At 55.8% G+C, this 15,497-nt stretch carries 12 protein-coding genes; 6 read left to right on the plus strand and 6 right to left on the minus strand.

The window, feature by feature from the left end:
• Positions 1-19 precede the first annotated feature (19 nt).
• A complete protein-coding gene (nadA, locus tag I6L41_RS19970) occupies positions 20-1,093 on the minus strand; it encodes a quinolinate synthase NadA (RefSeq protein ID WP_216960876.1) in 1,074 nt (357 codons plus the stop codon).
• A gap of 140 nt (positions 1,094-1,233) precedes the next feature.
• On the opposite strand from nadA, the gene I6L41_RS19975 reads away from it, so the two are divergent.
• Entirely contained in the window at positions 1,234-3,339 is a 2,106-nt protein-coding gene (locus I6L41_RS19975) for a methyl-accepting chemotaxis protein (protein ID WP_111900205.1), read from the plus strand.
• Positions 3,340-3,408: 69 nt separating this feature from the next.
• Here I6L41_RS19975 and I6L41_RS19980 read toward each other — a convergent pair whose 3' ends face one another.
• Both I6L41_RS19980 and I6L41_RS19985 read right to left on the minus strand, forming a co-directional pair.
• Positions 3,409-3,864, minus strand: a complete 456-nt coding sequence (locus I6L41_RS19980; RefSeq protein WP_005354718.1) for an NfeD family protein — start codon at positions 3,862-3,864, stop codon at positions 3,409-3,411.
• Positions 3,861-4,784, minus strand: coding sequence for an SPFH domain-containing protein (locus tag I6L41_RS19985; RefSeq protein WP_005335703.1), 924 nt, complete (start codon positions 4,782-4,784; stop codon positions 3,861-3,863). Before I6L41_RS19985 ends, I6L41_RS19980 begins: the two co-directional genes overlap by 4 nt.
• 197 nt (positions 4,785-4,981) lie before the next feature.
• Here I6L41_RS19985 and cysG point away from each other — a divergent pair, with 197 nt between their 5' ends.
• The 5 genes from cysG to cysC all read left to right on the plus strand — a co-directional run bounded on the left by cysG (position 4,982) and on the right by cysC (position 11,321).
• Positions 4,982-6,418, plus strand: a complete 1,437-nt coding sequence (cysG, locus tag I6L41_RS19990) for a siroheme synthase CysG (RefSeq protein ID WP_216960880.1) — start codon at positions 4,982-4,984, stop codon at positions 6,416-6,418.
• A gap of 96 nt (positions 6,419-6,514) precedes the next feature.
• Positions 6,515-7,423 (plus strand): sulfate adenylyltransferase subunit CysD, encoded by a 909-nt coding sequence (gene cysD, locus I6L41_RS19995; RefSeq protein ID WP_100645123.1) that lies wholly within the window; start codon positions 6,515-6,517, stop codon positions 7,421-7,423.
• A 12-nt stretch (positions 7,424-7,435) separates the two neighbouring features.
• Complete coding sequence (gene cysN / locus I6L41_RS20000) at positions 7,436-8,863, plus strand: sulfate adenylyltransferase subunit CysN (protein ID WP_042079975.1); 1,428 nt, start codon at positions 7,436-7,438, stop codon at positions 8,861-8,863.
• A gap of 4 nt (positions 8,864-8,867) precedes the next feature.
• A complete protein-coding gene (locus tag I6L41_RS20005) occupies positions 8,868-10,592 on the plus strand; it encodes an SLC13 family permease (RefSeq protein WP_136501696.1) in 1,725 nt (574 codons plus the stop codon).
• 138 nt (positions 10,593-10,730) lie between these two features.
• Positions 10,731-11,321 carry an adenylyl-sulfate kinase gene (gene cysC / locus I6L41_RS20010; protein ID WP_216960883.1) on the plus strand — a complete coding sequence of 197 codons (591 nt, stop codon included), beginning with the start codon at positions 10,731-10,733 and terminating at the stop codon, positions 11,319-11,321.
• 282 nt (positions 11,322-11,603) lie between these two features.
• Here the strand turns inward: cysC and I6L41_RS20790 are convergent, their stop codons facing one another.
• The 3 genes from I6L41_RS20790 to I6L41_RS20020 all read right to left on the minus strand — a co-directional run bounded on the left by I6L41_RS20790 (position 11,604) and on the right by I6L41_RS20020 (position 15,058).
• Entirely contained in the window at positions 11,604-12,089 is a 486-nt protein-coding gene (locus I6L41_RS20790) for an ATP-binding protein (protein WP_254203355.1), read from the minus strand.
• Between the two features lie 135 nt (positions 12,090-12,224).
• Positions 12,225-13,643 (minus strand): DUF87 domain-containing protein, encoded by a 1,419-nt coding sequence (locus I6L41_RS20015; RefSeq protein ID WP_254203357.1) that lies wholly within the window; start codon positions 13,641-13,643, stop codon positions 12,225-12,227.
• Entirely contained in the window at positions 13,640-15,058 is a 1,419-nt protein-coding gene (locus I6L41_RS20020) for an SIR2 family protein (RefSeq protein WP_216960886.1), read from the minus strand. Before I6L41_RS20020 ends, I6L41_RS20015 begins: the two co-directional genes overlap by 4 nt.
• Between the last annotated feature and the right edge of the window lie 439 nt (positions 15,059-15,497).

Here is a 15,497-nt window from a genome sequence, read left to right on the forward strand (position 1 = left end):
CATCTCGTGATGGCGGCAATCAGGCGTTGCCCTGAGTCTTGAGCTTGAGTTCGGCGGCGAAATTGAGCATCCGGTCGAGGGGGATCAAGGCTTTGACCCGCAGATCTTCGTCGACATGGATCTCGTGGCGCTCGGCACCATCGGTGAGCGCCTCCTTGATCGCCACCAGACCGTTCATCGCCATCCAAGGGCAGTGGGCGCAACTGCGGCAGGTGGCGCCATCGCCACCGGTCGGTGCTTCCACCATCTCTTTCTCCGGACAGGCCTGCTGCATCTTGTAGAAGATGCCCCGATCGGTCGCCACGATCAGCTTCTGCTGGGGCAGCTCTTTGGCCGCCTTGATCAGCTGACTGGTGGAGCCCACCGCATCGGCCAGCTCGATCACCGAGGCGGGGGATTCCGGATGAACCAGCACGGCGGCGTCAGGATTCTGCTCTTTCAGCTCGTGCAGGGCGCGGGCCTTGAACTCGTCGTGGACGATGCAGTGGCCCTGCCAGCGCAGCATCTGCGCCCCGGTCTTCTTCTCGATATAGGCACCCAGATGGCGATCCGGGCCCCAGATGATCTTGTGACCCAGACTGTCGAGGTGCTCGACGATTTCCAGCGCAATGCTGGAGGTCACCACCCAGTCAGCCCGTGCTTTGACCGCAGCCGAGGTATTGGCATAGACCACTACGGTATGGTCGGGATTGGCATCGCAGAAGGCGGAGAACTGTTCGATGGGACAGCCCAGATCGAGGGAGCATTCGGCCTCCAGAGTCGGCATCAGCACCCGTTTGTGAGGGCTCAGGATCTTGGAGGTTTCCCCCATGAAGCGCACCCCGGCGACAATCAGGGTCTGCGCCTCGTGATCGCGACCAAAGCGGGCCATCTCCAGCGAGTCACCGACGAAACCGCCGGTGGCTTCGGCCAGCGCCTGGATCTCGGGATCCGTGTAGTAGTGGGCAACCAGTACCGCTTTGCGCTCCTTGAGCAGCGCCTTGATTTCTGTGGTCAAGGTCGTTCTCTGCTCGGCACTCAGGGGAAGAGGTTTGGCCGGAAAGGGGTAGTCCATCGCGACTACCGGCGGGACACTGCTCAGTGCATTGTTCATTGCGACTGTTCCATCAACGCTCGGGAAGGCAAAAATTATAACCATAAGCCTGTCACAAACCCATCAACAAATCGGGTGAAGCGCAAGTGGGCGAATATACTCAATTAATTCGTTGTTATTCTGCCATAAGGAGTTGTCGCATGAAGCAACGTTCCCTCAAGTTCAAGTTGTTGTGCCTTACCATGGGGCTGTTTCTGCTGACCGGGCTGGCCATGACCCTGTTGCAATCGGCTTCTTTCAGCTCCCTTCGCAACATGGTGATGACCCAGACCAGCGATGCACTGGAAGAGGAGGTCTCCCGCAGCCTGCAGTATCAGGCAGAGCGTTATGCCATCCAGATTGCCTCGCTGATGCAGAACTCCTATCAGATCCCCCTGACCGTGACCGCCCAGATTGAAGCCGGGATGGCCAAACCGGAACTGCGGTTGTCGCGGCCCCAAGTGGAGTCTCTGCTCGGCAGCAGCCTGCAGCAAGCGAGCGGGATCAGCTCCATTTATGCCCAGTTTGAACCGGATGGCTATGATGGCGAGGATGGCAACTGGCTGGGCGGGGCCAGCCACTCGGTGGCAGGCAAGGGGAGTCTGGAGGTCTATTTCACCAAGGATCAGGGAGGGGCCGTCGCTCAGCAAGCGGTGGACGCCGCCGCCAGCGAGGCCAAGTTTGATACCTCCCTCAACGAGTTCGGCATTCGCAACAGCGAGTGGTATCTCTGTGGTCGCGATACCCGCCAGCCCTGCCTGATGGAGCCCTACCTCTACGAAATCAGCCCGGGCAACAAGATGCTGATGACCAGTCTGACGGTGCCCGTGCTGCGTGACGGCAAGTTTGTCGGGCTGGCCGGGGTGGATATGAACCTGCCCATCTTCCAGCAACTGGCTGAAAACCTTGGCAAGAGCCTCTATGACAACAAGGCGGATGTGACCCTGGTCAGCAAGATGGGGCTGATTGTGGGCAGCAACCGCTATGCCGACAAGCTGGGCCGTCCACTCAAGGAGGTGGGCCTGACCCTGCCTGACGGTCAGCCGGTCAGCAGCGACAGTGACTTCATTCTTCATCAGCCCATCCGGGTTGAGGCAGCCAATACCCAGTGGTGGTTGATGATCAAGGTGCCCAAGGCGCTGGCCCTAAGCAAGGCGCACACCATCAGCAGCGAGCTCGGCGCCCTGCTGGTGGATGCCCAGCGGCAGCAGATCATCGCCATGGGCGGTATCACCCTGTTGGTGTTGGGACTGCTGGTCTGGTTTATCCAGACCATCACAGCGCCACTTTCTCTTATCAGCCGCCATGTGGGCCATCTCTCCAGCAACGAGGGGGACCTGACCCAGCAGATGGAGATCGACACCCATCAGGAGCTGATCGATCTGGGCGCCCAGCTCAATGCCTTTCTCGGCAAGCTGCGGGGCATGGTGCAAATGAGCAAGGGGATCGGTCAGCAGGTCTACCAGCAGGCGCGGGAGATGAAACATACCGCCGACACCATGCGCAGTAGTCTGGACGAGCAGAATCTGGAGCTGGAGAGCGTGGTGAGCGCCATGCACCAGATGAGCACCACGGCAGTCAGCGTGGCGGGTTATGCCGAGCAGGCTGCGCAGGAGTCGGAAGCGGCGACCCACCACATCAATACCGCCCAGCAGACCCTCAGCAATGCCCGCAACGAGATCCATACTCTGGTCGGCGATATGCATGAGGCGGATAAAGCGGTGGCGCTGGTGGCCCAGCGCAGCACCAATATCAGCCGGATCCTCGATGTGATCCGCGCCATTGCCGAGCAGACCAACCTGCTGGCCCTCAATGCCGCCATCGAAGCGGCGCGGGCAGGGGACATGGGCCGTGGCTTTGCGGTGGTGGCAGACGAGGTACGGGCGCTGGCCAACAAGACCCGTGAATCGACCGACGAGATTGGCCAGCTGATTGGCAGTTTGCAGACTGAGGTGAGCAGCAGCCAGCGTCTGATGAATACCGGCATCGAGCGCTCCACCACCACGGTGCAGGGTACCGAGCAGGCGTTCGAGGCGCTCAATCGGGTGGTGGCCCAGATCCAGCAGATCCACGACCACATCAGTCAGGTTGCCACCGCCGCCGAGCAGCAGAGCGCCGTCAGTGACGATATCAACAAGAATTTGATGCGGATCGGCGATACCGCCAACGTGATCGGGCAGGAGGCAAGCTCCAGCCATCAACTGAGCGAAGCGCTGGAGCAAGCGGCCACGTCGCTGGCCAGTCAGCTCGATCGGCTGCGTACCTGAGTGGCAGCCAGAGAGACAAAAGCCAGCGAGCGATCGCGGGCTTTTTTATGACTCGATGGCAGAGTTGCGTCAGTTGCGGGGTTCAACCAGCAGGATGTGGGAGTCGGCCCCCACCACCCTGACCTTGCTGCCTGCAGGCAGCGACTCGTCGCAGCGCACCGTCCAGACCGTGTCGTCCAGATGTACCCGGCTGGTGCCTTGGGCGACATCATCCAGCAGGGTCAGCTCGCGGCCCATATAGCTCTGCATCCGCTCGTTGATGGTGCTGGCGGCATCCTGACCCGAGTTGTCGCGCTGGTGCTGCCAGCGCCACCAGGCCCAGGTGGTGAGCAGGGATTGCACCGCAAACAGCAGCAGCTGCGCCTGCCAGCCAAAGGGCCAGATCAGCAGCAGCAGGCCCACTTCCAGCGCGGCGATGCCGGTCCAGAGCAAAAAGCCCACCGAGCCGAGCACCTCGATGGCCAGCAGAATGAAGCCGAGCCCCAGCCAATGCCAGTGGGTCAGCCCCTCTAACAGGGCTGTCATGACTTGCTGCCCTTGCCATCTTTGTTGAACAGCTCGGCCATGCCGGCCACCGAGCCAATCAGGCTGCCCGCTTCCAGCGGCATCATGATGATCTTGCTGTTGGGGCCTTCACCGATGCGGGCCAGTGCCTCGGTATATTTCTGAGCCACGAAGTAGTTGATGGCCTGCAGGTCTCCTTCCGCAATTGCCTGGGAAACCATATGGGTCGCCTTTGCTTCCGCCTCGGCAGCACGCTCCCGCGCTTCGGCGGCGAGGAAGGCGGCCTGACGCTCACCTTCGGCTTTGAGGATCTGGGACTGCTTCTCCCCTTCCGCTTTCAGGATCTTGGACTGGCGCACCCCTTCGGCCTCCAGTACCTCGGCCCGTTTCTGGCGCTCGGCCTTCATCTGGGCGTTCATCGCTTCGACCAGCGCCAGCGGCGGGCGCACATCTTTAATCTCGATGCGGGTCACCTTGATGCCCCAGGGGGCGGTGGCGGCATCCATGGTGCGCAGCAGTTTCTCGTTGATGGTGTCGCGCTGGGAGAGCATCTCGTCCAGCTCCATGGCGCCGAGCACGGTGCGCATGTTGGTCATGGTGAGATTGCGGATAGCGCTGGTGAGATCGTTGACCTCGTAACCCGCTTTGCGGGCATCCACCACCTGCACAAAGCTGATGGCATCGATGGTGACGTTGGCGTTGTCGCGGGAGATCACCTCTTGTGCCGGGATATCCAGCACCTGCTCCATCATGATGATTTTGTGGCCGACCCGATCCACGTAGGGGATCAGCAGGTTGAGACCCGGGGTCAGGGTGCGGGTGTAGCGGCCGAAGCGCTCTACCGTCCAGTTGTAGCCCTGGGGCACTATCTTGATGCCCGCGCTCAGGGTGGCGAGCACCAGGAACACAAAAATCCCTAGCACAATCAATGATTCATTCATCATTTAGCTCCTTATGAAACACAGTCCCTAGCCTATGGTCTGGCGTCAGGTACCACAAGTGACTTTGTACGCCTTTGTCATGAATTGGCTTTGCTAATTACCAAAACGCATTAAAAAGCATTTTTTATTATTTTGAGGGATAAGCTGCCCTGCCTATAGTCGCCCCATATTAGTCGTGTTCCGAGGGATGGGCCGAAATGGATTATTTACCTATGTTTGCCAAGTTGGAAGGCCGCCCGGTACTGCTGGTGGGCGGGGGCGAGGTTGCCCTGCGCAAGGCGCGCCTGCTGCTGGCGGCCGGTGCCCGGCTGACCCTGGTCTCCCCGGAGCTTGAACCGGAATTTGCGGAATTCACCGGTCGTTTCACCCATCTGGCGGAGCGCTTCACCCCGGCCCATCTGGCTGGCCAGATTTTGGTGGTGGCGGCGACCGACAACCTCGAAGTCAACGCCCTCGTTTATCAGAGCGCCAACCAGCTGGGTCTGTTCGTCAACGTGGTGGATGACCCCAAACGCTCCAGCTTTATCTTCCCCTCGATCATCGATCGCTCGCCGCTGATGGTAGCGGTCTCCAGTGGCGGCAAGGCGCCGGTGCTGGTGCGCCTGTTGCGCGAGCGGCTGGAGAGCCTGCTGCCGCGCCATCTTGGCGGGTTGACCGAGCTCTCCGGCCGGGTCCGTGACAAGGCCAAGCGGGTGCTCTCCTCGATTTCCGATCGTCGTCGCTTCTGGGAGCGCGCCTTTGCCTCCAACACCCTCGCCAGCCTGATTGAAAAAGAGGATTGGCAAGGTGCCGAGCAGTGGCTGAGTGATGGCCTCGATCAGGCGAAAAGCGAAGTGGGCGAGGTGGTATTGGTCGGCGCGGGCCCCGGTGATCCGGGCCTGCTGACCCTCAAGGCGCTGCAACAGATTCAACAGGCTGAAGTGGTGCTCTACGACCAGCTGGTCTCCGCCGAGATCCTCGATCTGGTGCGCCGCGACGCCACTCTGGTGTCGGTTGGCAAGAAGGCGGGAGCCCACAGCGTGCCGCAGGAGGAGACCAATCGCCTGCTGGTGGAATACGCCAAGGCGGGCAACCGGGTGGTGCGGCTGAAAGGGGGCGATCCCTTTATGTTTGGTCGTGGCGGCGAAGAGCTGGAAGTGCTGGCCGATGAAGGCATCCCCTTCTCGGTAGTGCCCGGCATCACGGCCGCCGCCGGTGCCACCGCCTATGCCGGTATTCCGCTCACTCACCGTGATTACGCCCAGAGCGCCGTCTTTATTACCGGCCACTGCCAGATCGATGGCAAGGAGCCCGACTGGCAGCAGCTCGCCGCCACCAGTCAGACCCTGGTCATCTACATGGGGCTGATGCGCTCAGAGCATATCCAGCAGCAGCTGGTGGATCACGGCCGAAGCCAAGCCACCCCCATCGCCATCATCGAGCGCGGCACCACATCCCGCCAGCGGGTGCTGACCGGCACGCTGGCCGACTTGGCTGAGCTGGCCAAACAGGCGGTGAGCCCGTCGCTTATCGTCATCGGCGAAGTGGTTGCCCTGCGCGAGCGGCTCGCCTGGTTTGGAGAGCTGGGCGGCGAGCAGCAGCGCGCTAACCCGGATCTCGATGGCTGCGACCTCAAGCTGGTGCAGCTGGCCTGACCCGGAAAGAGATATTTGATGCGGCTGCCAGCGCGGCCGCGAACTGAACCACCCAGCGCCCCGAGCAGGCGCATAAGCAATGACCCGAGGACCAACATGGACCGTGAAAGATTGACCCACTTGCAGCAGCTGGAAGCCGAGAGCATCCATATCATCCGCGAGGTGGCTGCCGAATTTGAAAACCCGGTGATGATGTACTCCATCGGCAAGGACTCCTCTGTCATGCTGCACCTTGCCCGCAAGGCCTTCTATCCGGGCAAGATCCCGTTCCCCTTGCTGCACGTCGACACCGACTGGAAGTTCAAGGAGATGATCAAGTTCCGCGACGAGACCGCCAAGAAGTACGGGCTGGATCTCATCGTCCACAAGAACCCGGAGGGGCTCGCCATGGGCATCAACCCCTTCGTCCACGGCAGCGGCAAGCACACCGACATCATGAAGACCGAGGGGCTCAAGCAGGCGCTCAACAAATATGGCTTCGATGCCGCCTTCGGCGGTGCCCGCCGCGACGAGGAGAAGTCCCGCGCCAAGGAGCGGGTCTACTCCTTCCGTGACAAGTCCCACCGCTGGGATCCGAAGAACCAGCGCCCGGAGCTGTGGCGGGTCTACAACAGCCAGGTCAACAAGGGGGAGAGCATCCGGGTGTTCCCGCTCTCCAACTGGACCGAGCTGGATATCTGGCAATACATCTATCTGGAAAAGATCGACATAGTGCCGCTCTACTTCGCCGCTTACCGTCCGGTGGTGGAGCGAAACGGTATCAAGATCATGGTGGATGACGATCGTATGCCCATCGGCCCGGAAGACGAAGTGAAGCAGGAGCTGGTTCGTTTCCGCACCCTCGGTTGCTACCCGCTGACCGGGGCCATCGAATCCGATGCCACCACCTTGCCGGAAATTATTGAAGAGATGCTGCTCACCACTTCGAGCGAGCGGCAAGGGCGGCTGATTGACCACGATCAGGCCGGCTCCATGGAGCAGAAGAAGCGTCAGGGATATTTCTAAGGAGTCGTCAGCATGAACAGCCATATTCAGACCGCCATCACCGAACAGGGCATCGAAGCCTATCTGCACGCCCAGCAGCACAAGAGTCTGCTGCGTTTTCTCACCTGCGGCAGCGTGGATGACGGCAAGAGCACCCTTATCGGTCGCCTGCTGCACGACTCCCAGCAGATTTATGAAGATCAGCTCAAAGCGCTGGAGTCCGACAGCCAGAAGCTCGGCACCACCGGGGAGAAGCTTGACTTGGCGCTGCTGGTAGACGGCCTGCAAGCGGAGCGCGAGCAGGGCATCACCATCGACGTGGCCTACCGCTATTTCTCCACCGCCAAGCGCAAATTTATCATCTCGGATACCCCGGGCCATGAGCAGTACACACGCAACATGGCGACCGGCGCCTCCACCTGCGATCTGGCCATCATTCTGATCGACGCCCGCAAAGGGGTGCTGGATCAGACCCGCCGCCACAGCTTTATTGCGAGCCTGCTCGGCATCAAGCAGTTCGTGGTGGCGGTCAACAAGATGGATCTGGTGGAGTTTAGTCAGGAGGTGTTCGAGCGCATCAGCGCCGATTACCGCGAGTTCGCCAAAAAGCTCAGCGTCGACACCATCCATATCGTGCCGGTTTCGGCGCTGGACGGTGACAACGTGGTCAACCAGAGCGACAAGCTGGCTTGGTATCAGGGCGAAACCCTGCTTGCTCTGCTGGAATCCGCCGAGGTTGAGCGCGAGCTGGAGCGCCATCCGGTGCGCCTGCCGGTGCAGTATGTGAACCGCCCCAACCTCGATTTTCGCGGCTTCGCGGGCACGCTCGCCTCCGGCATCCTGCGAGTGGGCGACAAGCTGGCGGTGTTGCCGTCCGGCAAGGAGAGCACAGTCACCCGCATCGTCACCTTCGACGGAGATCTGGAGTACGCCCTGCCGGGTCAGGCCATCACGGTCACCTTTGCCGACGAGATCGACATCAGCCGCGGCGACCTGCTGGTGGATGCCGCCAAGCGGCCGCAAGTGACCCAGAATGTGCTGGCCCATATCGTCTGGATGGGGGAGGAGTCCCTGCAACCGGGCCGGGTCTACGACGTCAAGCTGGCCACCAAGAAGAGTCGCGGTCAGGTGGAGGCCATCCGCCACCGCATCGAGATCAACAAGCTGGACGAGCTGCCTGCGAGCGAGCTCAAGCTCAACGAGATCGGCCTGTGCGAGCTGAGCCTCACCGACCCGGTGGCGTTCGACCCGTATCAGGAGATCCGCGATACCGGCAGCTTTATCCTGATCGACCGGCTGACCAACGTCACCGTCGGCGCCGGCATGATAGTGGAAGGCTTGGCCGCCAAAGCGGTAAAAGGGCACTACAGCGAGTTTGAGATCGAGCTCAACGCCTTGGTGCGCAAGCACTTCCCGCACTGGCAAGCCCTTGCCATCGGTAACGACACAAGCAAGGAGTAAGCCCATGACCTGGCAACAATTCCTGGTGCTGGGTCTGCTGGCTGCTCTCGTGGCCCTGCTGATCCAGGGCAAACTCCGCCCGGCGCTGCTCTTCTCGGGCGCCGTGCTCATCACCTACCTGAGCGGACTGGCGGATATCAATGCCGTGGTGGCGGGCTACACCAACAGTGCCCTGCTGACGCTGGTGCTGTTGCTGCTGGTGTCGCTGGCGGTGGAGAAGACCCGCATCATGAGCTGGTTCGCCAATCTGGTGGGCACGGGTTCATTCAACAAGGTGCTGGTGAAGGTGTGGTTCTCCACCGCCTTCCTGTCGGCCTTCGTCAACAACACCGCCGTGGTGGCCTCCATGCTGGGAGCGGTCAAACGCAACCCCAACCATGCGCCGTCGCGACTGCTGCTGCCCATGTGCTTCGCGGCCACCTTTGGCGGGGTGCTGACCCTGATCGGCACCTCCACCAACCTGATCGTCAACAGCTTCCTCATCAAGATGGGGGCGCCGCCGCTCGGCATGTTCGACTTCTTTATGGTGGGAGCGGGTACCCTGCTGACCGGTCTGGTGGCCGTGCTGCTGTTTGCCCGTCACCTGCCTGTGCAGGATACCGAGATGAGCCGCGAATCCGGCTACTTTCTCGAAGCCAAGGTGGGCGCCGGTTCACCGCTGGCGGGGCGCAGCGTCAAGGAGAACGGCCTGCGCAGCCTGAAAAGCCTCTATCTGGCGGAAATCATTCGCGGCGAGCAGGTGATCTGCCCGGTGCAGCCGGAACACGAACTGCACGAAGGGGATGTGCTGCTCTTTTGCGGCGATGTGGAGAGCGTCGGTGTGTTGCAGGAGATGAAGGGGCTGGATCTCTACGGCCAGCACCGCCTCAACGGCCAGCATCTGGTGGAGGTGATCGTCAGCCACAGCTCGCGGCTGGTGGGTCAGACCATCAAGGATGCCGAGTTTCGCACCCACTTCGATGCGGTGGTACTGGCGGTGCGCCGCGGTGAAACCCAGCTTACCGGTGGCCTCGGCCAGATTGAGCTGCATGCCGGTGATACCCTGCTGCTGGCCCCCGGCCCCCAGTTTGCCCGCAACAAATCGCTGGGACGGGAGTTTGTGGTGGTGAGCGGGCTGGAAGCCTCCACCCGTCTCGATGGCAAGCGTAGCGCCGCCGTGGTGCTGGGCTTTCTCGGGGTGCTGGCGCTCTCGGTATTCGATCTGGTGCCGCTGTTCAAGGGCTTGCTGCTGATGCTGGTGGCGCTGCTGCTCACCCGTATTCTGACCCTGGACGAGATCCGCCGCCGCTTTCCGCTGGATATCTGGCTGGTGGTGGGCGGGGCGCTGGCCATTGCCGATCAGCTGGAAAAGAGCGGGCTGGCCAAGCTTATCGCCGACTGGCTGATGGGGGAGTTCAACGGTGCCAGCCCCATCATCGCCTTTATCGGTATCTATGTTTTTACCCTGGTGCTGACCGAACTGATGAGCAACAACGCGGCGGCCGCGCTGGCCTTCCCTATGGGTTACCAGCTGGCGCTCAGCATGGATGTCTCGACCATGCCGTTTATTCTGGCGGTGCTGTTCGGGGCCAGCTCCAGCTTTATCCTGCCTTACGGCTACCAGACCAACCTGATGGTCTATGCCGCGGGCAACTACAAGATGCCGGACTACCTCAAGCTGGCCCTGCCGGTCTCGCTGGCCTATAGCCTCGGGGTGATTGTGATGGTGCCCCTGCTGTTTCCGTTTTAAGGCGTAAGCGCCAAACAAGGAGTGTTGGATGAGCAATGCCATGGCATCAGCACGTTGTCGGCGGATAGTCCGAGGCGGCTCCCCGTGGTGCCGGACAGTTTAAGTTTTGAGGCGTGAGCGCCAAGCAAGGAGTGTGGGATGAGTAATATCGTGTGGCACAAGCATGCCGTGAACAAACAGAGCCGGGCCGAGCTTAAAGGGCAAAAACCGCTGGTGATCTGGTTTACCGGGCTCTCCGGGGCGGGCAAGTCCACCCTGGCGGGGGCGCTGGAGCAGGCGCTGGCGGCACAAGGCAAGCACACCTATCTGCTGGATGGTGACAATGTGCGCCACGGCCTCTGCGGCGATCTTGGCTTCGACGACGCCGCCCGTCAGGAGAATATCCGCCGGGTCGGCGAGGTGGCAAAACTGATGGTGGATGCGGGCCTGATCGTGCTTACCGCCTTTATCTCGCCATTTCGTGCCGAGCGGGCGCTGGTGCGCAGCCTCTTGGGCGAGGGGGAGTTTGTCGAGGTGTTTGTCGATGCGCCGCTCGCCGTCTGTGAAGAGCGCGATCCCAAGGGGCTCTATAAAAAGGCGCGGGCCGGGGAGATCACGAATTTTACCGGTATCGACTCCGCCTATGAGGCACCGGAGCAGCCGGAAATTCATCTACTTAATGCCGGTAAAGCGGTGGAGGTTGTGGTGGAGGAGTTGCTGGCCGCTCTGCGGCAGGGGAACTACCTGTAGCTGGATCGGAAGAACCTAAAACAAGCGCCCAGTGGTCTGCCACTTGGCTACCATAGGCGCTGCTGGGTTGGCAGCAGCCACTATAAGAAAAAGTTGGGTCATTATCGGAAAACCCATAAATTCAACTTATAGTGGCACCGGCGGGCCTTGAGCCACCCCAAGGCGGTCGATAGCAACCCCGCAAGGAGTTCTTCCGATCCCTGCTTATATCGCGGGGGGGATTCGCGATTGTCCGAATACGCTGCGTTATTCGAATCTACGGGCTCTATTTTACAGCCTTATTTAGTCTTGATTTTGCCAATCATTTGCTATTAGTTGCCAATCTACCTCACGAAGATCTTCTGTTGAATTAGACCATACATTCCAAAAATCAGGGTCGTCTGATTGTGGTCTTTGCTTTTCGGTAAGCTCTTTCATTCTTACTAGAACAGGAAGTTCAGAAGCCCATCCAAGTAAAATGGCATGCCGAGATGGTAATGATGGCAACTCCCTTAATAGCCCTCTCATATTATCAGGAACAAGTTTGTGGACTTGCTCTTGATCTCTATCATTACTAATTCGATGTAACAAAAAAGTATTGCACTGAGATAAAACAGTAGGAGATAACTCTGACGGCCTTTGGGAGGAAATTACAAGGCCCAAGCCAAATTTTCGTCCTTCACGAGCGATTTTTTCAAATACTTTACAGCATACATCAGAGACTGACTGACCTTCACTATCTTCTTTGTATCGCTTAATGAATGTATGTGCCTCCTCTGCGACCATCACTGTTGGTAATGGTTTTCCATTTATCCTTCGATAGCGTTGAAGTGCTTCAAAAGTTACTCTGGAAATTACAGCGGTTACCAGATGTATAATTTCATTTGGGACTAGAGATAAATCGATAACAGTTATAGAGCCTCGTTAATCTTCCCCAAGAAAAGTGTCTAACCAACTAGCTAAACTAATTGGTTCTTCTGAGTCATTTGTTACTGAATTTATACGAGTGTCACCAAGCATCGTTCTAATGCGAGTCAAAAGAAATTCTACAAACTGCTCTGTACCTGTTTCTTTCGCTAGAGCTTCAAGGTAAGCGACAAAGTCATCCCCTTTAAAAGGAATAGGCGTATCTTCACTTTTTGGAAGAAGCTCTTGTTCATCACCGCCAAGCGCAGCATATGTATTATTTAAAGAGTCAATTAACTTGTCGGTTTCAGATACATTAGGTTTCGCGGGCCACTGCTGCCCTATTCGTGTTGAAAGATATTCATCTATTGTGTTTATTAAATTCTCAAATGGTTTCTCTAAGAATTTTTCATCTAATGTGGTAATGCTATTTTTCCAAGAGGTTAAACTTTCTACAAAGCCTTTGGCATGGCCCCCATTAACATATATCTGACCTTGACTTGTCAATTGCCTCACTGATATGAGAAGGATGCCACAAAAGTGTTTTGCTTGGATTTTCACATCACTATCTGACAAAACATCATTTCTCATCGCCCTCAACGCTCTGCGTAGTAAAGGGAGTTGAACTTTTGAGCTGGCCTGAGTGAAAGCTCCCCACTCAGAACTATTCCATAACCATGATGGAACCTTAAGATCTATCTCTTCAGCAACAGTATTAGCATCTACGCGTAATAACTTACCCTTGTATTTTGATTCTGGACCAAATGCTCTACTGTACTCTCCATTTGGATCAAGTATTACAAATCGAGCATTTGGAGTTTGCCCTTGTTGTAGAACAGCATCTAAAGACCATTGAATTAACCCTGCTACAGAGCATGATTTACCGCTACCAGTGTTACCTAAAACAGCTATATGTCTTCCAAAAAGTCTATCTGGGTCTACTTTTATTTCAGCATTGTTAGCAAGAGGGCTATCTCCGATTTTAACTCTTCTATTTTCACCTGATTCGATAATTGATTTTAACTGCTGGTCAGTAGGTAGGAGGACGGAATCACCAACTGAGGGAAATGCATCTGTTCCTCTTGTAAATTTGAATCCATCATTTTTTCTATCGCTTCTCAATGTTCCAACAGGATTTATACTGAGTTTCTTCAACGGGAAAGGTAGGTCTATCAAGCCAAAATCTTGTAAGCCTCGCCTTTTGGGATATGGCGAGTTCTCCACCGCAATCCACTCAACCTGACCAACGAGAAATCCATCATCGCTACTTATGAGTACATAACTATTTATTCGGGGGAAATTTCGCGGTGAGCCACCTTGAAGTGATACTGAATCTGGAGAATCAATCTCTAAGGAAACTCTTATTTCGTTAGGTGATACAAAACCAACGGTTCCTATTCTTAATTGCTCTAGTCTTTCTATAGGCAAGTAACTCATAGTGTTACCTCGTCGGAAGTTGAGTTACTTGCATGCTCTGACTTGATAAAACCACGTTGCTTAAGTAGATCGGCCATCCTGATCGATGCTTTATCTATTGCAGGTTTAGGTAAATAGTTGTCAACGAGTGATTTGAGGTCACCTAAATGATCTCCCATTAGCAAAGTGATCTGTGCTTTTCTTCCGCTTTTACTAATAAAATTAATAATTCTTCCGAGTGGATCGCCAAAAGCAATAATAACCAAATGGGTAGAGGGTACAGTAAGAATATCTTCAATTACTCGATTTATATGTTCATCACCAAAACTGTAGCCATATGTAACCAGTGTGCTATTTGGTCGGCTAGTTGCTGCTGCTAAGTCTCTAAATAATTCAACATAAGGATATTCAGCTGTTTCTCTATCTTTTACTGAGTTTGGGTAAATCATTAGTTGTTCATAGCTATTTATTTCGTGACCTTCGGCTTCTAGAAAGGGCTCAACAGTACGTGCTCCAAAAGGTAGACCAAAGCGCCTGATCGCTCCATTTTGCTCATGCCAATCAAGAGATCCATGAAGTTTTGTGAAGCGTGCAACACCCTCTAGATATCTAGGTTCTCCGCGTATTCCTGGGGGGTTATAGTGATAATCAACTTCTAATCTCGAAGACCGAAAAACGGGAGCGATACTTCCAACAAAACGATCTATTAGCCTTAAACCAGCAAGCTCTGCCCCAACCTCAATAATTCGGTCATAGTTTGTTGTAAAAATATGAAGCCTATCGCGAGTAGCCGTTCTACTTGCAAAGCTCATTAAGAAGCTTACAAGATAGTTGAAAGTATCCTCTTTGCGCGTTGAGTCTGCGCTTTTAATTAAGTATTCTCCATTACTTACAGATTTAGAGAATTCACCCAGACACCGGGACAACTCTCTTTTAAGTGTATCCAAATCATTTTTTAGATTTCTATAGGCTGCATATGGCGTAGGTGGGTTTTCTGGTTGTGGGCTATTCAATACCGTTAGAATTTCAAGCCCTTTGATAAGCTCATTAATTGCTCTGATTTGATCTTCTATATTACCTTGGTCTCGGCCAGCCGCTTTTGCAGTTTTTGCAGCAAATTCATTTATTTCGTTTTGACATACAGCTAGATCACTTATCCATCCCATGCCGGCAGGAGGTGCTCCCGTAGCTGAAATTTGAATGGATGTACTTAAGCCTGCACCAATTAATAAATTTAAATGTTCTGATTGGAAAAGAGCGGTTAACCAAGGTTCGATATTTTGGCGCAATTTTTCTATTGATACTTGGGTCCCTTGTTCGCCCCATGAACTATTCGTTTTTAGGGTGAAAGGATGAGAGTCATTTTGTTCACTTGAGTTCGGTAGTAGTTCAATAATCTGTGGCACACTGCCAACTTTAATATGTTGGATGTTCATAAATACACTTCTTTTATTTGTGTGAAAGATATAGTGAGTAGGGGTAACTATAGCCACTAGTCTTAATTATAAAACTGTTGGCTTTGATCTTTACGTATGAAAAAGCCATGGAATATTTAGATGGGGCTGGAGTTGGGACTATCACTATTTTTATGTCGTATGTTGAGCTAGAAATAGTAGGTTGGAGCTGAACGCATTGAAGCCCAACGTTTACCGCAGAAACGTATCTGCAAATTTATTTTACCGATCAACCCATCATTATCCCGCTCTGGTTGACGCGATAATGCTCGTCTATTGGGCTTCGCTACGCACTGCCCCCAATCGACAAAAACCACGCTACCGCCCCTGAATTTCAGCCTCCAGTCTGCTGCTTGTTACCTGCGTTTTGGCACTGGCTTGGCTCATGGCTGACTCCGACAAGAGGTTGCCAAGCGGCTAT

Source organism: Aeromonas sp. FDAARGOS 1411 (assembly GCF_019047125.1).
Lineage (GTDB): Bacteria > Pseudomonadota > Gammaproteobacteria > Enterobacterales > Aeromonadaceae > Aeromonas > Aeromonas veronii.